This window comes from Shouchella oshimensis, from assembly GCF_002019765.1.
GTDB classification, from domain to species: Bacteria; Bacillota; Bacilli; order Bacillales; family Bacillaceae_D; genus Shouchella; species Shouchella oshimensis.
In genome coordinates this window covers 3,344,546-3,364,692 of sequence record NZ_KV917380.1, presented here as the reverse complement: position 1 = coordinate 3,364,692, position 20,147 = coordinate 3,344,546, and the positions used below count along the sequence as shown (strand labels likewise).

Annotated in this window: 26 protein-coding genes; 20 read left to right on the top strand and 6 right to left on the bottom strand. The window is 39.6% G+C overall.

All coding sequences use genetic code 11. The features are described from left to right. The first annotated feature begins 6 nt into the window (after window positions 1-6). From BK583_RS16955 to BK583_RS16930, 6 genes are all read left to right on the top strand, one after another. Window positions 7-804 (top strand): SDR family oxidoreductase, encoded by a 798-nt coding sequence (locus BK583_RS16955; protein WP_038477216.1) that lies wholly within the window; start codon window positions 7-9, stop codon window positions 802-804. A 67-nt stretch (window positions 805-871) separates the two neighbouring features. Continuing rightward, on the top strand, window positions 872-1,078 hold the full coding sequence (locus BK583_RS16950; RefSeq protein WP_038477219.1) for a hypothetical protein: 207 nt from the start codon (window positions 872-874) through the stop codon (window positions 1,076-1,078). A 102-nt stretch (window positions 1,079-1,180) separates the two neighbouring features. After that, window positions 1,181-2,239, top strand: coding sequence for a tetraprenyl-beta-curcumene synthase family protein (locus BK583_RS16945; RefSeq protein WP_055736690.1), 1,059 nt, complete (start codon window positions 1,181-1,183; stop codon window positions 2,237-2,239). Between the two features lie 53 nt (window positions 2,240-2,292). Further along, window positions 2,293-2,772: a GNAT family N-acetyltransferase gene (locus BK583_RS16940; protein WP_055736691.1), complete on the top strand. Its 480-nt coding sequence runs from the start codon at window positions 2,293-2,295 to the stop codon at window positions 2,770-2,772. A 13-nt stretch (window positions 2,773-2,785) separates the two neighbouring features. Further along, window positions 2,786-3,691, top strand: coding sequence for an aminoglycoside 6-adenylyltransferase (locus tag BK583_RS16935; protein WP_055736692.1), 906 nt, complete (start codon window positions 2,786-2,788; stop codon window positions 3,689-3,691). An 89-nt stretch (window positions 3,692-3,780) separates the two neighbouring features. Then, window positions 3,781-4,998 carry an MFS transporter gene (locus BK583_RS16930; RefSeq protein WP_055736693.1) on the top strand — a complete coding sequence of 406 codons (1,218 nt, stop codon included), beginning with the start codon at window positions 3,781-3,783 and terminating at the stop codon, window positions 4,996-4,998. A gap of 109 nt (window positions 4,999-5,107) precedes the next feature. Here the strand turns inward: BK583_RS16930 and BK583_RS16925 are convergent, their stop codons facing one another. After that, entirely contained in the window at window positions 5,108-5,866 is a 759-nt protein-coding gene (locus BK583_RS16925) for a class I SAM-dependent methyltransferase (RefSeq protein WP_055736694.1), read from the bottom strand. 222 nt (window positions 5,867-6,088) lie between these two features. On the opposite strand from BK583_RS16925, the gene BK583_RS16920 reads away from it, so the two are divergent. The 3 genes from BK583_RS16920 to BK583_RS16910 all read left to right on the top strand — a co-directional run bounded on the left by BK583_RS16920 (window position 6,089) and on the right by BK583_RS16910 (window position 8,346). Further along, window positions 6,089-6,709 carry a DJ-1/PfpI family protein gene (locus tag BK583_RS16920; protein WP_055736695.1) on the top strand — a complete coding sequence of 207 codons (621 nt, stop codon included), beginning with the start codon at window positions 6,089-6,091 and terminating at the stop codon, window positions 6,707-6,709. A 138-nt stretch (window positions 6,710-6,847) separates the two neighbouring features. After that, window positions 6,848-7,792, top strand: a complete 945-nt coding sequence (locus BK583_RS16915; RefSeq protein WP_055736696.1) for a helix-turn-helix transcriptional regulator — start codon at window positions 6,848-6,850, stop codon at window positions 7,790-7,792. Between the two features lie 65 nt (window positions 7,793-7,857). After that, window positions 7,858-8,346, top strand: a complete 489-nt coding sequence (locus BK583_RS16910) for a DinB family protein (protein WP_055736697.1) — start codon at window positions 7,858-7,860, stop codon at window positions 8,344-8,346. 64 nt (window positions 8,347-8,410) lie between these two features. Here the strand turns inward: BK583_RS16910 and fosB are convergent, their stop codons facing one another. Beyond that, entirely contained in the window at window positions 8,411-8,860 is a 450-nt protein-coding gene (gene fosB / locus BK583_RS16905; protein WP_371836655.1) for a metallothiol transferase FosB, read from the bottom strand. A gap of 109 nt (window positions 8,861-8,969) precedes the next feature. Here fosB and BK583_RS16900 point away from each other — a divergent pair, with 109 nt between their 5' ends. From BK583_RS16900 to BK583_RS16890, 3 genes are all read left to right on the top strand, one after another. Then, complete coding sequence (locus BK583_RS16900; protein ID WP_055736698.1) at window positions 8,970-10,040, top strand: GNAT family N-acetyltransferase; 1,071 nt, start codon at window positions 8,970-8,972, stop codon at window positions 10,038-10,040. A gap of 168 nt (window positions 10,041-10,208) precedes the next feature. Next, the gene (locus BK583_RS16895; protein WP_038477249.1) at window positions 10,209-10,628 is read left to right on the top strand and encodes an RrF2 family transcriptional regulator; all 420 of its coding nucleotides are present in this window, start codon (window positions 10,209-10,211) and stop codon (window positions 10,626-10,628) included. A gap of 75 nt (window positions 10,629-10,703) precedes the next feature. Further along, a complete protein-coding gene (locus BK583_RS16890) occupies window positions 10,704-11,621 on the top strand; it encodes an NAD(P)/FAD-dependent oxidoreductase (protein WP_055736699.1) in 918 nt (305 codons plus the stop codon). Here BK583_RS16890 and BK583_RS16885 read toward each other — a convergent pair. Further along, window positions 11,618-11,932, bottom strand: coding sequence for an AzlD domain-containing protein (locus BK583_RS16885; protein WP_038477256.1), 315 nt, complete (start codon window positions 11,930-11,932; stop codon window positions 11,618-11,620). The two genes, BK583_RS16890 and BK583_RS16885, sit on opposite strands and share 4 nt — an antisense overlap. Before the next feature lie 4 nt (window positions 11,933-11,936). Next, complete coding sequence (locus BK583_RS16880; RefSeq protein WP_055736700.1) at window positions 11,937-12,611, bottom strand: AzlC family ABC transporter permease; 675 nt, start codon at window positions 12,609-12,611, stop codon at window positions 11,937-11,939. A 100-nt stretch (window positions 12,612-12,711) separates the two neighbouring features. Here BK583_RS16880 and BK583_RS16875 point away from each other — a divergent pair, with 100 nt between their 5' ends. The 8 genes from BK583_RS16875 to BK583_RS16840 all read left to right on the top strand — a co-directional run bounded on the left by BK583_RS16875 (window position 12,712) and on the right by BK583_RS16840 (window position 19,023). Next, a complete protein-coding gene (locus BK583_RS16875; RefSeq protein WP_245804423.1) occupies window positions 12,712-13,260 on the top strand; it encodes a helix-turn-helix domain-containing protein in 549 nt (182 codons plus the stop codon). Window positions 13,261-13,368: 108 nt separating this feature from the next. After that, window positions 13,369-13,944, top strand: a complete 576-nt coding sequence (locus BK583_RS16870) for an LOG family protein (protein ID WP_307188683.1) — start codon at window positions 13,369-13,371, stop codon at window positions 13,942-13,944. Then, window positions 13,941-14,702 carry an alpha/beta fold hydrolase gene (locus BK583_RS16865; RefSeq protein WP_055736702.1) on the top strand — a complete coding sequence of 254 codons (762 nt, stop codon included), beginning with the start codon at window positions 13,941-13,943 and terminating at the stop codon, window positions 14,700-14,702. Before BK583_RS16870 ends, BK583_RS16865 begins: the two co-directional genes overlap by 4 nt. Window positions 14,703-15,071: 369 nt before the next feature. After that, a complete protein-coding gene (locus tag BK583_RS16860; RefSeq protein WP_055736703.1) occupies window positions 15,072-16,148 on the top strand; it encodes a hypothetical protein in 1,077 nt (358 codons plus the stop codon). 109 nt (window positions 16,149-16,257) lie between these two features. After that, complete coding sequence (locus BK583_RS16855; RefSeq protein ID WP_139366203.1) at window positions 16,258-16,809, top strand: NADPH-dependent FMN reductase; 552 nt, start codon at window positions 16,258-16,260, stop codon at window positions 16,807-16,809. A 140-nt stretch (window positions 16,810-16,949) separates the two neighbouring features. Further along, window positions 16,950-17,423: a metal-dependent hydrolase gene (locus BK583_RS16850; protein ID WP_055736705.1), complete on the top strand. Its 474-nt coding sequence runs from the start codon at window positions 16,950-16,952 to the stop codon at window positions 17,421-17,423. A 131-nt stretch (window positions 17,424-17,554) separates the two neighbouring features. Then, window positions 17,555-18,280, top strand: coding sequence for an ABC transporter ATP-binding protein (locus BK583_RS16845; protein WP_055735564.1), 726 nt, complete (start codon window positions 17,555-17,557; stop codon window positions 18,278-18,280). Next, window positions 18,277-19,023, top strand: coding sequence for an ABC transporter permease (locus BK583_RS16840; RefSeq protein ID WP_038477277.1), 747 nt, complete (start codon window positions 18,277-18,279; stop codon window positions 19,021-19,023). Before BK583_RS16845 ends, BK583_RS16840 begins: the two co-directional genes overlap by 4 nt. 35 nt (window positions 19,024-19,058) lie before the next feature. On the opposite strand, the gene BK583_RS16835 is transcribed toward BK583_RS16840, so the two are convergent. Together BK583_RS16835 and BK583_RS16830 are read right to left on the bottom strand one after the other, a co-directional pair. Next, window positions 19,059-19,301: a hypothetical protein gene (locus BK583_RS16835; protein WP_038477279.1), complete on the bottom strand. Its 243-nt coding sequence runs from the start codon at window positions 19,299-19,301 to the stop codon at window positions 19,059-19,061. Window positions 19,302-19,367: 66 nt separating this feature from the next. Beyond that, window positions 19,368-20,102 carry an NADPH-dependent oxidoreductase gene (locus BK583_RS16830; RefSeq protein WP_055735565.1) on the bottom strand — a complete coding sequence of 245 codons (735 nt, stop codon included), beginning with the start codon at window positions 20,100-20,102 and terminating at the stop codon, window positions 19,368-19,370. Window positions 20,103-20,147: the final 45 nt, after the last annotated feature.

The window sequence follows — 20,147 nt, the reverse complement described above, 5'->3', positions numbered from 1 at the left end:
AATCGAATGCCATTTAAGCGAGAAACGTTGCCATTGCAGAATAAAACCGTGTTGATAACAGGGGTTAGTCGTAGAAAAGGGATCGGATATGCCATTGCTAGGCAATGTGCTGCTTACGGTGCATCCATTGTTATCCAGCATTACCGTATTCACGACAAAGAGCAAGACTGGGGAGCTGATTCATTAGAAGCTGTTTTAGGTGGCATAAAAGAACAGCTGACAGAAGGTGCAACGCTAACGGAGTTTTCAGCAAATTTTGAGGAAGCGAGTGCCCCTGCACAACTTTTCGAGAACATCGAGCATGTACATGTTGATGCACTCGTATGTAATCATGCCATGAGTGGGAGTGATGGTTCTTTAATGGCGATAAATAGTGAATCCCTTTCTCGTCATTACGTGGTCAACACCCAATCTAGCTTGTTGCTTGCCCAGCATTTTACAAAGCAGTTTAAACCGGAGACGGGGCGGGGAAAAGTGATCTTTATGACGTCTGGACAAGAGCTAGGTCCCCTGCGCGGCGAAATTGCGTACGGCTCTGCAAAAGGTGCCATTGCCGGGATAACTGAGACCATTGCAGATGAATTAGCCGACTACAACATTACAGTGAACACTGTCAACCCAGGCCCTGTTGATACAGGTTATATGACGGACGAACTTTGGCAGGCCTTGAAGCCTAAATTTCCATTTGGGCGCATGGGTGAAAATGATGATCCAGCACGACTTATTGCGTGGTTATTAACAGATGAAGCCAACTGGATTACCGGTCAAATTATTAATTCAGAAGGCGGCTTTCGTAGAGGATAAAAATGTTACAAAAAATTTAGAATGGTTGCGCTTCTAATGGATTAAAAATAGGAAAAGAGGCACGTACATGAACGATAAAGTTGTCTGGTATGGTCGCTGTTTGTTTATAGTAGGCATTGTATTATTCGGTCTTACTCAAATTGCGTTGGCAATGGACATACACGATCCCACCTTATTTACAGGAGCAATGATTGCTTATTATGCGAGTATCATCTTCTTTATTGTTGGTCTTATTACTATACTAACGGATTTATTTCAAAGCCAAAATGAGTAGACCTTTTCCCCTTTGAGTAAAAAAGGGGATTTTGTTTAGTTTTTAAAGCATTAAATGCTACAATAAAAAGAAATTGGAAGGTATGAAGCTGGAGGAGTTTGTATGCAATCAGTCCCAACAAATGCAATTAAAGTAGTGTCGCGTGCTAAGAAGGAAACCATTCCCCAAGCCCATGAAGAGCTACGTCACTGGAAAAGTGAAGCCATGAAGATACAAGACGAATCGATCCGTGAACAAGCAGCATGGACTGTTAGCGATAAAACGTTTCACGCTGAAGGAGGCAGTATTATCGGTCTTCTGTCTGGCGCAAATAAAGATCGCTATATTCAATTTATGGTAGGGTATCAGTCGATTTGTGATTTTTTAGATACGCTTTGCGACAAAAATGACAGCACGAACCCGGATGATTTTCGTTCTATTCACAATGCGCTATTAGATACATTAGAGCCTGAAAAAGAGTTTAGTGATTACTATCAATATCGACCACGCTTTCATGATGACGGCTATTTACAAAAGCTGGTGACCCGTTGCCGTGAAGCGGTGCAGCAATTTCCTGGTTTTAACGTGATGAAAGATGACATGAAGGAAGTTGCGCGTTATTATATTGATTTCCAAGTGTACAAGCATGTGGAAGAAGAGAAGCGTGAACCGTTGTTAAAAGCGTTTTATGAAGAAAATCAGCACCTTGTTCCAGGGATGCGTTGGTATGAATTTGCTTGTGGTGCGGCATCAACCCTCGCACTTTATACACTTGCAGCCTATGCTGCTGCCTCTGAGCGGACAAAAGAAGAGTCGAAGCATATAAAAGAAGCTTATTTTCCGTGGGTCCAAGGCTTACACATTATGCTTGATTATTTTATTGATCAAGAGGAAGATCGCTTAGAAAATGAAATGAATTTTGCTGCGTACTATGAGTCAAAGGAAGATATGATGGAGCGGTTTCGCTTTCTAGATGAACAAGCGAACTTGAAATTAAAAGGCTTGCCTGACGAGAAATTTCATATGCTTTTGAAGAAAGGCTTGTACGCACTTTATTTATCTGATGGCAAAGTAGCGAATAATCCTGAACTGAAAAAAGATGCAAAGGAAATTATTAAGCTAGGTGGAAAGTCAGCGGCGTTTTTCTTCCAAAATCGCTGGATGTTTAAGCGCGCGATTTAACAATGAAGGCATCTCGGAAATTGACGAGGTGCCTTTTTCAAGGAGGTAACAAGATGGTGATCAGAGAAATTAATCAAGACAATCGAACAGACGTTGAAGCGTTTTTTAGGCAACAATGGGGTTCTTCGCTAATGGTGGTTGCTAGCGGTGTTTATGATTGTAGTGAACTGGATGGCTTTGTTGCACTAGATGAAACTGGAAACATTATTGGATTACTCACGTTTGCGTATCACAACGGACAAGTGGAACTAATGTCGTTGGATAGTGTAAAGGAAGGTGTTGGCGTAGGGACTTCTTTATTGGAAACCTTCGAGAATGATGCCAAAGAAAAGAACATAAAAGCGATCCATCTTGTGACAACAAATGATAATGTACATGCTCTTGCATTTTATCAAAAAAGAGGCTATGTACTACATAAGCTTCATAAAGAAGCCGTAAAGAAAGCACGTTTGCTTAAGCCTGAAATTCCGTCTATTGCAGAAAATGGTATTCCTATACGGGATGAAATTGAGTTAATGAAGCCACTTGCTTAAGGAGGAAGTAACGATGCGATCAGAAAAGGAAATGATGAATCTTATTCTTTCAATCGCCAGTGAAGATGAACGTATTTTAGCTGTGTATATGAATGGGTCTAGAGCAAACAAGAACGCACCGAAAGACCTTTTTCAAGATTACGACATTGTTTATGTTGTAGAGAATACGGCACCATTTGTGGAAGAGCGTGAATGGTTGGATCAATTTGGTAAGCGTTTACTTATGCAAGAGCCAGCTCAACACGATGAAGCTCTAGGGAAAAAAGTGAATGCTGACCGCTCTTACACGTACTTGATGCTCTTTACCGATGGAAACCGAATTGATTTACATGTTGAGACGATTGCGTCAATGAGAGATGAGTACGGAAACGATTCATTAACGATACCGTTATTAGATAAAAGGGGGATTTTGCCTGATATCCCACTAGCTTCCGATAGAGGTTATCGGGTGAAAAAACCAACGGAAGCGGAGTTTTTAACTAGCTGTAACGAGTTTTGGTGGTGTCTACAAAATGTTGTGAAAGGGATTTGGCGAGATGAGCTTCCTTATGCAAAAGAAATGTTTGATGGTGTGGTGAGAGTGCCGTTGAATCATATGACCTCTTGGTGGATTCAACAAAATCAAAACGCGCCGGTGGCAACAGGAAAAATGGGTAAATATTTTAAGTGTTTCTTACCTGAAACATTATGGGAACAATACAAACACACGTATAGTGGTCCTTCCTATGAAGATTTCTGGCGCTCTCTTTTTATCGCATGTGAATTATTTAGTACGTTAGCGAGAGATGTAGCTAGCCAATTAACCTATCCGTATAACGAAGAAGAAGAAAAGCATATGCTTCTATATATACACCAAGTTCAGTCGTTGTCAAAAGAGGCGACGGAGATTTTTAAAAGAACGGCTAGTGAACAAGAGTAGTAAAAAGAACTAAATTTTTGATTGTTCTGTTTTTAAAAGAGCGTTACACTTGTGTACATATAAGAGGGTGAGGAGATGGTTTATAGGGGATGAGTTCAAAGTCTAGAGTTGTGGCAATCGCGCTTATTACAGCAGTAGCCGTATTAGGGGACGCGATGTTGTTTATTGTGTTACCGCTAAATTGGGAGGAATTTGGTTTAACAGCGGTATGGCAAGTAGGTGTACTTTTATCCATTAATCGGTTTGTTCGCTTGCCCATTACACCTCTTATCGGACTTTTTTATAAAAAATTTGATGTGCGGGTTGGTATGGTAGTAGCTGTAAGTCTAGCAGGAATTAGTACGCTGTTTTACGGCTTTTCAAGCGGGTTTATTGTTTTAGTTATCATGCGCATTTTATGGGGCGTTGCATGGTCCTTTATCCGTCTTGGCGGTTTATTGACAGTTGTTTCATTGTCTCAAGATACGAACCGGGGCAATTTAATGGGTCTCTACAATGGTCTTTGGGGATTAGGTGGTTTAACAGGGATGTTGGCAGGTGGCGTCTTTGTAGATATTTTTTCGATAACGGCTGTTACGACGATTTTTGCCCTCGGCTCGTTTTTACTTCTCCCATTTATTTATATGCTGATCCCGAAAACAGAAGGAAATGAGGCGGCTCAGGACGCAGCTGACAAGTATAAAAACCTAGATTTAACATTCCTCACTCCTTACATTCGTTTAGTCATCGCAACAAGTGCCACAATGGGTTTTATCGTTTTAGGTATCTTTGCGTCTTCTTTAAGCACACTAATTGGTCGAAGCTATGATGAGCAATGGTCGATTTTGGGTCTAACCATTGGCGTGCTTGGATTAGCAGGCGCAATACAGGCATTTCGTTGGGCGTGGGAACCCTTTATTGCACCACTGTTTGGCCGTATGGTTGATCGCTCAACTAATAAACAAACCCTCATACTTGTCCCTTTATTCATTAGCATTGTCACGTTTTGGTTTTTAGGTTTTCTTGACATGATTGTTCCTCTGCTCATTGTTATTTTTATCTTCCAGTTTGCATCCACTATGTTTGTTACCGTTACGGACACACTTGCTGCGGGAGCCGCTTCAAAAACAGACTCTGTCAAGATGATGACTGTTCACACCGTTATGGTTGATCTAGGGGCTGCACTAGGGCCGCTGTTATCGTTTTTAATTCTTTTCTGGTTTGATTTAAGTATGGTGTTCTATGTTGCGAGTATTCTTATGGCAGTGTTAGCGGCTGCTTGGGTTCTATATGGTATAAAACAAAAAAAGACCTTGAGTCGTGTATAGTCCTCAAGGTCTTTTTAGCTTTCTTTCCTCTTATTATCGCAATATCTGTCATTATTTCCGGGGCAATAAGAAAAGCTAATGTATGAAATTGACAAGATTTTCGCTTACATTACAGCAATCGCGCTTCAATCAGAAATCGATGCTGAATAAAATCAATATAGCCTTTACGCTGAATATGCTCATGCATCTGCTGAAGTGGATGTTTATATTTCTCAACAGAAAAATCAGGAATTTGCCAAGGAATGGCTTTTAAATAGTAAATCACTGCTCCGATATCATAAAATCGCTGCACACCGATCTTTTCTAGTGCTTTTTGAATGTGAAACGGCTTATTAGAGAAAGCTGCTAGTGCATGGTCTAAATCCCATTTTGAATACAAAGGATCTATCTTGGCTCCCAGAGCTTTATTTAAGTCAGAACAGTCTTTTCCACCGACTTGTTGAGTTAAAAACGTTCCGCCAGGTTGCAACAATCGTTCTAGTTCGTTAACAGAGAACGAATCATGTTGATTTAAAATGAGGTCAAAATAAGAAGATGGTATGGGAATGTTCTCATCGGTTTGAGAAAAAACAACCGTAACGCCAATGGGACTTAAGCGTTGACGAGCGATCGTTAGATTAGGCGCGTAGCCTTCTGTTGCGTAAGCAATAGGTGGATAAGGATGAAGTCTAGAAAAAAATTCTCCACCACCAGTCCCCATATCGAGGACGGCGTTTGCTTGTTGCATGGCGGCATAGGCTAGTCCTCCATATGACCATGGTAATAAGCTACTATTAAAGCGATTTAATGAAGTTAAACGGGAAAAATCCCAACCACTAAAAGCTTCTTCTTGTTCTTGTAAATAGGTAGTAAATAATGATTTTTCCATTTCTCTTTTCCTCCATTCCGTTAACTAAACGTTTTAACTGAATAGAGGGAGGTCCGCGAATGAGTCCATAAAGTTGTTAGGTTGGATGAGAGTAAGGGTAGATAATATCGCCTCCAATAAAGTAAGTATGTTAAGTTGGGAACCACATTGTCAAGAATAATCTGAATAAAATCACTTGTGTAATATACCCCTATGAGGTATATTGATCTAAGAGGTGAGTATATGAAGCGAACGTATCAAGTTGCCATACTTTTATTTGATTATGTGGATGCACTCGATTTTGCTGGACCGTACGAAGTATTTACGATGAGTGTCTTTTCAGAAGGCGATGTAAGAAAGCTTTTTATGAATCAATTAGCGTTAAAGGACAAGCCCTTTCAAGTATTTACAGTATCAAAAGAAGGGGAGTCTATTACGGCCCATAATGGGTTAAAAGTGATACCTGATTATTCATTTAAAAACTGCCCTGCTTTTGACGTCCTACTCGTTCCAGGTGGTCCTATAAAAGCAATGAAAAATGTAATGGAAGATCAACAGATTATTGGATGGATAGAGGCTCAACCCCATGCACTGATTGCTTCTGTCTGTACAGGATCGTTTTTTCTAGGTAAAGCGGGACTACTGGACGGTAAAGATGCTACTACAAATCAATCCGCTTTATCTTTATTTGGAAGAACGTTCGAGAAGGTAAACGTTGTTACAGGCAGGCGCTACATTGACACTGGTTCCGTCGTTACATCAGCTGGCATCACAGCGGGAATCTCGATGACCCTTTCTTTAGTCGAAAGACTGTATGGGAAAGAAATGCGAGACAGAACTATACAGATCTTAGAGTTGGAGTAGCTAAGGGGAAATTCACTACCTGTTTTACTTTAACCACAACATCGGTTTGCTTCCTTGGCATATGAGAAATAATTGTTTCTTATCCTAGCACGAAGTATGATACATGCAAGTAGACATTACTTGAAAAAGGGTGAAAGCATGTCAAAGACAACAAGATTAATTGAATTACTGTTTTACATAAATAAACGACATAAGTTTACAGCGCGTGAGCTTGCTCAGGAATTTAATGTGTCCTATCGGACTATTCTTAGAGATTTAGATGAACTAAGCGGGTTAGGGCTACCTTTATATTCCGAGGTTGGTCATGGAGGTGGCTATTATGTTATCGCTGAAAAAATGCTTCCGCCGTTGTTTTTAAAAGAAACAGAAGCAATTGCGCTCTATTTTTCTTTTCAATCGTTGGAATTTGTTCCTACTCTGCCATTCAAAACGGAAACGGACTATGCGCTAGAAAAACTGTATCAGCATTTCTCTCAGGAAGCTCGAAAGAGGATTAAAAAAATGAATGGTCGTATTGCGTTTTGGAGTCCTCCTCGTCATAAACAGGCGCGTTATTTAGACGTGTTATTAGAAGCGGCAGTGGAGCGCACACCAATTACAATTACCTATGAAAAAGAAGATGGGCTGGTGGAAAGAATGATCCAGCCGATTGGGCTTTACAGTTCTCATGGGTTTTGGTATTGTCCGTCATACTGTTTTACAAGAAACGCGATCCGTTTATTTCGAGCAGATCGTATTAAACAGGTCGAGAGGACGAGGACAGAACCTGTTGATCTCCCGTTTCAGACAGTTCAAGAATGGCTACTGGAAGCTGAAGAAACAGGTGAAGAGTCATTCCATTTTTTAGTGAAATTGTCGCGAAAAGGGGTAAGAAAAGCCCAATCGATTGTTGACGTAGAACGATTTGTAAAAGTAGAAGAAGATGGAAACGGTTGGATTGAAGCATCTGTTCCGGAACAGGAGCTTCCTTATTTTATTCAAGTAATCTGGACACTTGGCTCTGAAGCCGTTATTAAAGAACCACAAGTAGCGATTGATAGGATAAAAGAAAAAATGCAAGCCATGTGGACAAACTATGTGTAACGTGACACTCATTGTCACTATTATGAGCTAAACTAAAAGAAAGTTACGAAAGGAGATTGATAAGAATGAATGCTGTTAGCCAAATGAAAGAAACCGCATTTCACGAGTTAGAAGTTGGAATTCGGTCGATTGAGGGATTAATACACAAAGTAAGAGAGGAAGACTATTCGTATCGCCCAACTGAACAGATGCGCACATTGGAAGAGTTGATGCGCCATTTAATAGCCATTCCCGAAGTCGATTTATGTATTATGCAGGAACAAACTCAGGAGCAGATTCAACAAATAGAACAGAAATACGATTCGCTTCCTACTAGGCAAGCAATGATTGATGAAATGTATAAAGGGTTAGAAGCCTATAAGACGTATGTATTTCAGTTAGAAGATGAAGACTTTCTGACAAAAACAACGACAGCCTTTTATCTTGAAAAAGGAACGACACAAATTCAGTGGTTAATGGAAGTAGTGACTCACGTCTTTCACCATCGTGGGCAACTTTTTACTTATTTAAAGCAAAAAGGCTATGAGGTAACGATGTTTGACCTATATGTGTGACGATGGAAAAAAGCAATGAACCCCTTCATTGCTTTTTTACCCATGACGCTACACAGCCTTGTAATTAATAAAAAGTGAGATGGCTTTTGTCTTTTCGATAGTAGTCGAGTCGGTCTTGCAATGTCCCGGTGTGGTATTCGAATTTATGCCCATCAGGGTCGGTGAAATAAATGGATTGTTTGTCTTGTTCATCTCGGGTTCTTCCTTTTAAAATGGAGACTTCTAAGGCGTTAAGTCTATGGACTGTGCTTTCAAATGCTTCTTCTTCAATTGAAAAAGCAATATGAGTGTAGGATTGGGCGATTTCGTTACGAGGGATGGCTTCTTCGACATTCAGGGCGAGCCATGTACCGTCTAAATCAAAGTAAGCTAGTTTTTCGCCTTTAACGAGTAAGGTTGCACCTAATACTTGTTCATAAAAAGTAATGGATTTCTCAAGATTTGAAACGGAAAAAGTAAGATGATTAATTGGCATAAGAACCTCCAAGTCAATTGTTTTCCTAAATGGATCCATTTAGCGTATACTAAAAATTAATTTTTATGAATCTTCATCATTATAAATGCATACCTGTGATAAATACAATGGAGGATTTAAAGTGACTGAAATCGTACGTGAATGAACTGTGGATGAGTGGGATTCCATTGTCCACCTTTCAAAGGCTGTTGGATGGGATTATCATAGAAAAGAAGTAGAGATTATATTTAAAAACGGCACAGTGTTTGGAATTCAAGACAATGGAAAACTTGTGGCTTGTGGAGCGCTTATTTCTTACGATGAACAAAAGATTGGGTCGATCGGAATGGTAATAGTTCATCCGTCCCATCAAGGAAAGGGACTTGGTCGTAAACTAACAGAAGCGTGTATAAATAAAAAAACACAAACTCAATCACTTATGTTGATTGCAACAAAAGAGGGGGAACCCCTTTATCGAAAAGTAGGCTTTCAAACGACGGGTAGGATAGTGAAATATACAAATCCTTCCGCTACATTCTTTAACGATCTCGTACAAGCCCAGCCTTTTGAACGATTCATGTTTCAAGATGTAGTCGATTTAGATGCAATGGCATTTGGAGAGAGAAGAGAAGGATTCTTACAGGATCGTATAAAGCAAGCTAGTAAAGCCTATGTACTCATTAAAGATGAAGGAATCGTTGGATATGGATTAGCTATAGATACACCTTACAATCGAATCATCGGGCCACTCATTTGTAACACAGAAGAAGGAGCTATTGATCTCATTCGTGCCCTATTATTAGGATATTCGGGTCGAGTTCGAATTGATATGCCTGAAAAACGAGAACGTGTGGAGGCTTTTTTACAAAAAGCTGGCTTTTCTCTCTCTGCTACTCCACCTTTAATGGTGAAAGGAGAACTGCCCGATCGCAACGGAACATTGATTAGTATCGTTGACGTAACTGATTTTGAGCCGCTTTATCAAGACTCGTTCAAAAAAGAAGCAACCTTTATGAAGCTATTTCGGTGTCAGCTTTATCAATTACATCAGAAACGCAGTGTCTCGATAGTAAACAATACCTTTTCAATTCGCTTTGAATCAGGTAAAAAGCAGACAAGAACATTGAATAATTTAAACGAATTAGAGCGAGTGCTCAATGAAGAATTTCATTTACCGCAATTACCGGTTGAGCCATGCATTGAATTTTTACAACAACAAAATCTAGCCCTTTTTAAGTAAAGGAAGCTGCATCACTCATTACGGGTGAAAGACTTATTAAAGGAATGATTTCGAAACTGTGTGATCCTTCCTTAACTAAAGGTACAACTAATTGACAGCACCCCATTTCACATGCTACTGTATATTACAGATAAATAAGGTCTGTAATAACGATTAAGGATGAGGGGCATGAAATATTCGAAAGCAACAAACTACGCTTTGCATACAATGGTTTATTTAACGACGATGCCTCGTGGTAAGGCAACAGGTGTTGATGTACTAGCAAAGCGACAAGATGTCTCACCAACTTACTTATCCAAAATTTTAACAAAGCTTGTAAAAGCAGGGTTGATTGAGTCAACGCCTGGCGTGAATGGCGGCTATAGTCTGAGCCGGAATGGAAAACAAATCTCTTTTTTAGATATCATTCATGCGATTGAAGGACAGTCGGTATTATTTCGATGCTCCTCAGACCATGAAGATGCAGTTCAAAGAAAAGGGTGTTTGATTGAAAAAGCAATGTCGCGAGCAGAAGACCGATTGAAAGAAGAGCTAGATAAAACAACCATTGCAGATATCGCTAATGAGGTAGAAAAGAGCCGCGGGTAGCGGTACTCTTTTTACAGAAATTAAAGATAAAAATAGTCTTCGATATCTATAATATCGATAAAAGGAGATGAAAGAATGATCGATACAGTGATTATAGGTGGCGGTCCAGCTGGATTAAGTGCAGCGCTAGTTTTAGGAAGAGGCAAACGGAGCGTTACGCTGTTTGATGATGCTAATCCGCGAAATCAAGTAACACAGCATTCACACGGCTATTTGACCCAAGATGGCGTGACACCAACGCAATTTAGACAAAAAGCATTAGCTGATTTACGTAACTATCCTTCAATTAAATGGGAACAACAACAAGTGAAGGCGATTGAGAAGCAAGGCGATGGCACGTTTAAAGTCAAAACCGAAAAAACTGAGTTGGTCACTCGCAAAATTTTGCTTGCAACAGGATTAAAAGACGTTTTGCCTGATGTTCCAGACATTCATGACTACTATGGAACCAGTTTATTTCCATGTCCATTTTGTGATGGGTGGGAGCTTAAGGATCAACCTTTGGTGGTCATCTCTGAAAACGATCATGCAAGCATGTTTACGACACTCATTACGAACTGGAGTAGAGATCTTGTTTTAGCCACGAATGGCAAAAGCGTCCTTTCAACTGAACAGAAGGAAGCTTTTGCTGCAAGAAACATTCAAGTAATAGAAGAGAAGATTCAGGCACTTAAAGGAAAAGATGGTCAACTACACCAGGTTCAATTTACAAATGGACTTGTACTTGAGCGTTCGGCAGGCTTTGTGACATGTACGCTTAAGCAAGCCTCCCTTCTTGCAAATCGTCTTGGCTGCAAAGAAAATGAAAATGGTGGGTATGAAACAGATGGTTTTGGTCAGACAACAGTATCAGGGGTGTATGCAACCGGTGATATGACAATGAATCAAGCCCCGCAACTTATACTTGCAGCTGCAGATGGAAGTATGGTAGCCGCAAGTATCGTTAAAGCGCTGGCATTTGAAGATTTTGAAACCAATGTGGCTGTTCATTAGAAAAGTAACGTACGAAAAACAATGCCGCAGATAACACCAATAATTACGGATAGTAAAAAATGGTTTGTAAAAAAATAAACAATGCCCGTGGAAAGACATACGAGTAATGTTGGTACAGAAAGAATGGCAGTAGATGAAGGGTTGAGCACTTGCTGTGCTAGAAACGTTGTTAAAATAGCGATTGGCACATATTGAAAATAAAGCTTTGCAAATGGAGATAAGGTAACACGTCCTAACCATTCTAATCCAATGTAGCGGATACTGAAGACTAGCACACCCATTAATACAATGAGTAGCCATTGATCAAACATAAGTCTACACTCCTTTCTGTGTATAAATACCAACGAGTGGGGCAAGCAAGCCGACAAGTATAATGGTAAAGCCATTATTTGGTGCGATCCATTCAGCAATCATTGTGATGATACAAGCAGCCCCAACAGTTAGCCAAGCAGCCTTGTGTGTTAAAGCAGGGAGGAGCAGAGCGGTAAACGCTGCTGGAAATGCAAGATCAAGCCCAAAACGAATGGGGTCTATTTGATCGCCAATCCATACACCTATAAAGGAAGAACTTACCCAGGCAACATAAAACAATAAAGTCGTTGTTAAGAAATAACGAATATCTGTGCCGTGTTTATTGAATCGAGCTTTGGCAAGAAGGTAAGGTTCATCGCTTATACCGAAAAGGCTAAAGAATCGCCATGGTTGCTTCACTTTCTTTAAATCTCTTGCTAAATCCATTCCATAAAGAAAGTCGCGCAAGTTTAATAGAAAGGCAGCGAGTAGAATGGCTGGTATAGTAGCACCGGTAGCATACATGGCAACGGCAACTAGTTGCACAGAACCAGCAAATATAAGTATGGACATAACCGTAGCTGTTAAAATTGTAAAATCTGCTTGATGAGCGAGTACGCCGTATGATAGGCCATAAGAAGCAATCGCAAGTGCGATCGGCAACCCGTCAGCGATAGCGTCTTTCAATGAATTCTTCATAACCTAGACCCCTTTAGGTGAGATGTTATATACTTAAAGTAACCTTATTGTATATTATAATATACTTTAAGTCTATTATAATTATATGGTGGCGATGAAATTGGAAGAAAAAGTTGCTCAACAGATCGGTGATCGAGTACGTCAATTGCGGATAAAAAAGGGTATCAGTCTTGAAGCGTTCGCAAGTAAAAGTCATATAAGTAAGTTGACATTAATGAAAATTGAAAAAGGAGAAGGGAATCCTACTCTATCTGTTGTTTGGAAAATAGCGAATGGATTAGGTGTACCGGTTGCTTCCTTATTAATGGTCGAAGAAGGGATTGAGCTTTCTCGAAAGAACCAATCCCTTGAATTAGCTAGTTCTGATAAACAGTTTATCGTTGAACCAATGTTTCAAAAAAACCACTATGAGCTTTACCGAGGTTATTTAAAACCAGGAGCGATTTACCAATCAGACCCTCATCCTCAAGGCGTGCTTGAATGTGTAACGGTTATGACAAATGAGCTTATTGTACGTATAGGAGATGAAGCTTATCATTTACTGGAACATGACGGCATCCGTTTTAATGGAGACAAGATTCATTTGTATGAAAATCCAACTGAGGAACTAACAGTACTTCATTTTGTCATTACGTATGAAGGATGGTAAATGATACCATCCTTTTTGACATACGCAGGAAAAATAAGAATGATGTCGAAAAGAATAGTGATGGAGAAAAGTTTTATTAAATGAACGTAATAGAGAGGGTTTAATCAAATGATAAAAAAGATAGCTGTTTTTTGTGGGTCTGCCAGTGGGACAAATCCTATTTATATAGAAGAAGCGAAGCGTCTAGGTTCTTTACTTGCAGAGCAAAACCGTGGACTCGTTTACGGTGGAGCACAGGTAGGGTGTATGGGGGCAATTGCCAATCAAGTGTTAGAAAAAGAAGGTCATGTACATGGTGTTATTCCTAAGAAATTGATGCGTGTAGAGGTTGCCCATCATCATCTTACTCAATTAGATGTTGTTGAGACCATGCATGAGCGAAAGGCAAGGATGGCAGAGCTTGCCGATGCATTTGTCGCTTTACCTGGAGGAGCCGGGACACTAGAAGAATGGTTCGAGGTTTTTACATGGGCGCAACTGGGTTATCACCAAAAACCATGTGGGGTTTTAAATGTAGCTGGATTTTATGATCCGTTTCTTTCAATGATTGATCATACGATTGAACAAGGCTTTATGAATCCTCAATATAAAGAGCTCATCATTGTCGCTGATTCCTCAGAATCGTTATTAAAACAATTGGACGATTATGAGCCAATCTCGATTTCAAAATGGAGTGAAGGATGAGTACGAGTGTCCTCGCTTTTCAAGAAGTAGGCGATCCGTTGCAGCCATTACTTTTTTTTATTCATGGGGGTGGCGTTAGTAGCTGGATGTGGGAAAAGCAATTAACTGCCTTTTCCTCAACCTATCATTGTCTAGCTGTAGATTTACCTGAACATGGAAAGAGTAAAGGACAGTTTTCCATTGGACAAAGTGCATTAAAATGTCTACAGCTTGCAAAAGAAAAGGCAGAGGGAAAGCCTATCCACCTCATTGGTTTTTCGCTTGGGGCTCAAGTAGTCATTGATATGATAAGTAAAGATCCTAATGTTGCTGAAACAGCGATGATTAACAGTGCACTTGTTAACACGACGTCTTTCGTTCGTACAGGAGGATTATTGGCTTTGCAAGCATCTTATCCACTTGCAAAGTATCGTACCTTCGCTAAAGCTCAGGCAAACGTGCTCTACATACCAGAAGAACAATTTGACCGCTATTACGAAGAATCAAAGCAATTAAAACGTGATACATTGGTGCGGGTTATGCGAGAAAACTTGTCTTACCAATTGCCGAGCTCTTTTTCATCCGTAAAAACTAAAATGCTTGTAACAGTCGGTGAAAAAGAAAACCGAATGATGAAGCGGTCATTAACGGAAATAAAGTATACGAATGAATACTGTCAAGACCAAGTATTTACAGGTGTCGGACATGGCTATAGTTTAGCAGATCCCCATGGATTTAATACCGTTCTACTTAATTGGGTAACAGGAGAAAGATGGTAGAGAGTGAATATTGCCCCCTGCTCATCTTGTAATCAATACATTCTCGGCTACGCCAGTTCCAGTTCCTGCATTCAAAAAGGAAAAAGGTCTCGATTAAACAAAGTTTTTACTGTATAAGAATGGAGCATGTTCTTTCATCCTGAAGGAATGTGCTCGTTTTCGTCTCTTATACGAATTCTGCTCATAAGTTTCACAGGTGGTCAATCGACTTAACTAATAGCCAAAATCATCAGTGGAAATTGCTGAAACATAGGAAGGGTTTTTACCTTTTGAAGCGAATAGGTAGTAATGAATGCGTTGTGTATTAATACAATCATCAACAAATAGCTAAGCAAATAAAATTATTTAACAGGGTGGATTTATTTACTTATGCATATCGAGATTATGGAACGATATCAGTTGGATCGTAAAAAGATTGAAGACGATGGAATTGAGTATTTAACTAGTCAAAAAAACAACATGGATTTTGAACAAGTGGTTTTGTTGGTAGATACTTTTTTTGATGAAAAGGAAGCCAGAAAACAAATGGCAGCCTATTGTATGAAGGTCACAGATTATGCATGTGTGAAAGCAGCTTTTGAATATACATCGCTATACAACCTGGAAGAAGAACAAGAGGTGCTATTTGAGCGGTACCAGAATGATCCGATATTAAAAGACCATATCCTAGTGTATGACCTTGCGAGACAATCGAAGCAATCTAAAGGCAAAACCGCACACATTATGGAAACAGTACGAACACTTTATGGGCAAGTTCAGGATAATTCGTTAAAACTTAAGCTTGATTTAATCTTACAATATGAATTACTTATTAATGACCAGCATACCGTCGAGAAGTTTTATGAAAGTATGGTAATGAAACTAAGGAATTTAGATCCTAGCTATGTAAAGACCGTTTTGTTAACAAGGCTCGTTCATTACCATTCCCGTTCATTGTTCATAGATTCAGATGATTGGGAGGAAGCAGAAAAGAATTGTCTTGCTAATATTGTTAATCCTTTGGCACCCCCGTTTTTCAAAGGAAGTGCTCATCAAATCGCTGGTTCTATTTTGGCGTTTTCGAATAAGCTAGAATGCAGTTTAAGTCATCTATGGAAAGCAAATCACTACTATAACGTGTCAGAAAATATCGATGCTGCTAAGAGAGTTACGACTAGTGTAATCCCTTTTTGTTTAAACTTACACAAAAAGCAGATACCTAGTAAAATTAACTTTCAAGAAATTGATAAAGTAGAACAGGCTCATTATTTTATTGTACATGATGAAAGGAGTAAGGCAGTTGGCCTGTTAGAAGATATATTAACAATGGATTCATCTCATTTTAAAGCAAATCTTTATCTGGCTTTTTTAAAGCGAAACCTTTCTCATCTGATGAGGCTTGCATGTGACTACAATCGAAATGCGTTTGAATTAAACTTAATCAAGCTTTTTGCGAATAGACTGTAAGCACGTTCTAGCTTATCGGCATAACGATGAGCTTTTTTATTTGGATCCGATTAGAAAACTGTGTAAAGGGAATGGGAAGGTTGGAAAAGATGAAGGGAGAGGTTTACTAATGGACATCGTTCTTCTATGTGGAAGTCTTCGTAAACAATCGTATAACCGAAAGTTGTTGAACACGATTAAAGAGCATGCACCAAGTCATTGGACGTTTAATGAAATTGCCATTGAACGTATTCCTTTTTACAATGCTGATGTGGAAGAGAGTCACGTTCCAGATGTAGTGAAAGCACTGAAAGAAGGGATGAGACATGCGGATGGTCTCATCATCGTTTCACCAGAATACAACAATGGAATGCCAGCCGTTATAAAGAATGCGTTGGATTGGGCTGCTAGTCCACCACAGGATTCCCCTTTACCTAAAAAACCGATTGCACTTGCTGGAGCTTCACCACAAGGCGCAGGAACGGTACAGGCTCAAACACAATTGAGACAAACATTAATTGCCATTGATGCCTACGTGATGTCTGGTCCAAAACTGTTAGTTGGACAAGTTCATAAGCGTGTTGATATTGAAGATGAATGTATCACAGAAGAGGAAACGGTGAAGCGGATTAAAAAGTATGTAAGGGCCTTTGACGAGTGGATAACTACATTTAGCGAATAATCAAAAGAAAGTCTAACGCTGCTCAGGTTAGACTTTTTGTCGTTGACGAATGAGGCTATGGGAGTGGCTTTTCATAAAAGTACATACGTATGTTCGTGTTTATGGTAAAATAAGTCGTTGCTACTGAAAAGGAGGTCAAGATGACAGGAAAAACACATCTTATTGGTGGGATCATTGCTTGTCAAGCAGCCGACATCTTTTTGTTTCAGAACGAAGGACAGATTGGCTATTATGCTGCTGGGCTGATTGGGGCTCTTATACCCGATATTTGTCACACGCATTCAAAGATAGGGAGGAGGCTACCATTCTTATCAAAGATTGTTAGCACATTGTTTGGTCATCGAACATTTACGCATAGCTTGCTCTTTCTCTTACTCATTAATCTATTGTTTCTTTATTTTTTTCCGGAACAAGAAGGTTTGCGTCTAGGCTTTTTAATTGGTATGATTTCCCACTATATACTCGATGCACTCACCGTGCGAGGTATTCGTTTGCTTTACCCCGCAACATTCCGTTTTCGTCTTGCTCGTTTTAGGACAGGCGGTGTAATAGAAAGTATCTTGCTTGGGGTACTCGTTTTAACGATTTGCTTCCTTTACATTGGCTACCAATAAAAATTCTCGTAAATCTCTTCTTATTTATATTGATTATTAATTAATATTTGTTATAATTAATTAGTGAAAGTCGCATAGAAGTAAGAAAATCGGAGAATAGTATGGATATCTCCTTTGAAAGGAAGCAATCAATGAACGACGACAAAGTAATTGAGCTTAAAGGCATTACATATAAGGTTGACGAGACAACGATTCTTAAGGATATTACCGGTTCGTTGAATAAAGGGAAGATTACGAGCATCGTTGGACCTTCAGGAGCAGGGAAAACGACTCTCTTTCGTTTATGCAATGGTATGAGGACGCCAACAGCTGGAACCGTTACATTCAATAACGAAAAGATTGAAACTTACGAACCATCCGCGTTACGTAGAAAAATTGGCATTGTGTTACAACATGCTACCATGCTAACTGGTACAGTAAAGGAAAATTTATTACTGCCCCTTACGTTGGCGAATCAACAAATTAGTGATCGAACGATTAAACAATCATTAGAAGAAGTAGGACTTTCAGCGGCGTTACTTAATCAACAGGCAAAAGAATTATCTGGTGGTCAGAAACAAAAGCTGTCTATTGCCCGGACGTTGTTAAATCAACCGGAAGTTCTGCTGTTAGATGAAATTACGTCCTCGCTAGATCGTGTGTCGGTTCAAGAAATTGAACGTTTAATTGTCACAATTAACGAAAGCTACGGCACAACCATTAGCTGGATTACGCACCAAATTGAACAAGCAAAGCGTTTATCTCATAATAGCTGGGTTATGATGGACGGGGAATTAGTCGAACAAGGAACGGTGGAGTTGTTAACAAAACCTAAAGAGGACCGGGTGAAGGCATTTCTCCAGGAGGAGCCTGTATGAGTTTGACAACGCTAATTCTTACGCTCATTTTCGTGCTCATACCGTTGCTCATGTCTCAAGTGCTAAAGCTTGGCTTAAATCGTGATATCCTTGTGGCTACGATACGTTCAATTGTTCAGTTACTTGCTGTTGGCTATATTTTGCAATTTGTTTTTGACTCAGAAAGCTATTTGTATATTTCCCTTATGATTGTCTTAATGATTACGGCGGCAACACAAAATGCAAGAAAAAAGGGGAAAAGGATCCGTGGCATAACTTGGAAACTAATTGTGACGTTTTTAACCATTCAAACGCTAACTCAAGGCATTTTGTTAGGGTTACACATTACACCTGCTACAGCACAATACATTATACCGATTAGTGGGATGGTCATTGGAAATTCCATGGTCTTAGGCATCTTATTTTTAAATCGATTTACTGCCGAGGTAGAAGCAAAGAAAGATGAGGCAGAATTGATTTTAAGTCTAGGAGGAACACCAAAACAAGCTGTACAGAAGCAATTGATTTCTTCTATTCAGGCGAGTACTATTCCCACGATAGAGAGTCAAAAAACGATCGGGCTTGTCCAACTTCCAGGAATGATGAGTGGACAAATCATTGCTGGAGCTGATCCAGTTCAAGCTGTACTGTTTCAATTGCTCATTTTATTCCTATTATTAACAACAGCGATTGTAACAAGTATTATGCTCGGTTTTTTATCGTACCCTTCATTGTTCAATGAACGGATGCAGTTCCTGCGTTAAAGAATAAAAGGAACATGGCCTAGGCCATGTTCCTTTTATTCTGCTTGTCTCTTGAATGATTCAATTAACTGTAAAGTTGGTTGTAAATCTTCAAGGGTAATCTGATCCGCATCTTTCTTGTGTTTAATGATGGCTTCTAAGGCATGGTAAAAATTACTGTAAATGTACAAGTGCTTGTTTTCATCAATAGAGTAACTATTCATGTACTCTTTGATTCTTTTTTTCATGGTCGTCTCGAGAAAGTGTAAACCGTCTGATTTCGTTTCGATCTCTTTCATTTACATCCCTCCTACTTATCCACTTCCCTCATGAATGTGTTGTGAAACAACAGGTCAGGTGTTTAATTACTTCTTCTTAAAGTGAAATCCTTGTTTATTGAGTGATTCAGTCGTCTGTGGAATTCCTTTATCATGGCTATAATAACGTGCAACTGTTTCCGTCCACGTTTTTTGAATAGGGCGAGACTGCATGTATGTTTTCATTTTATCTTCGTATGCTCGGATATGTGACAAGTGATCGTGTTGATAGGTTTCTTTATGATAAAACGAATCAAGAGGCAAACGAGGCTTTAAGTCATTTTCTTCAGCAGGGTGACCAATGACAAGCCCAACAATAGGAAAAACGTATGATGGCAAGTCTAAAACGTCAATAATGCGATCTGACTTTGTTCGAATGGCTCCAATTGGTACTATACCAAGCCCAAGAGACTCAGCAGCGGCAATGGCATAGCCCATCGCAATTCCTACGTCAGTTGTACCTACTAGCAAGGTATCAACGTTTTCACTAGCTTTAAATGTTTGCCCATTTTGTTCTAACGCTTGACTAATTCGATGAAAGTCTACATTAAACGAGAGAAATACAGGCGCTTGGTCAATCCACGGTTGACCAATGATTTCAGAAATCTGCTTTTTTTTCTTTTGATCTGTCACGCCCACAATGCTGAGTTGTTGCCCGTTTCCCCAAGTGGGAGCCGCTTGAGCCGCCTCAATAATTGTTTGAAGTTGTTCCTCTTCAATTGGGTTTGGTAAGTAATTTCGAACAGAATAGTGATTGGTCAATACTGATATGGTTTCATTCATTTGTGATCCCTCCTATAGCTGTTATAACAAAAAAAGAGAAGGAAC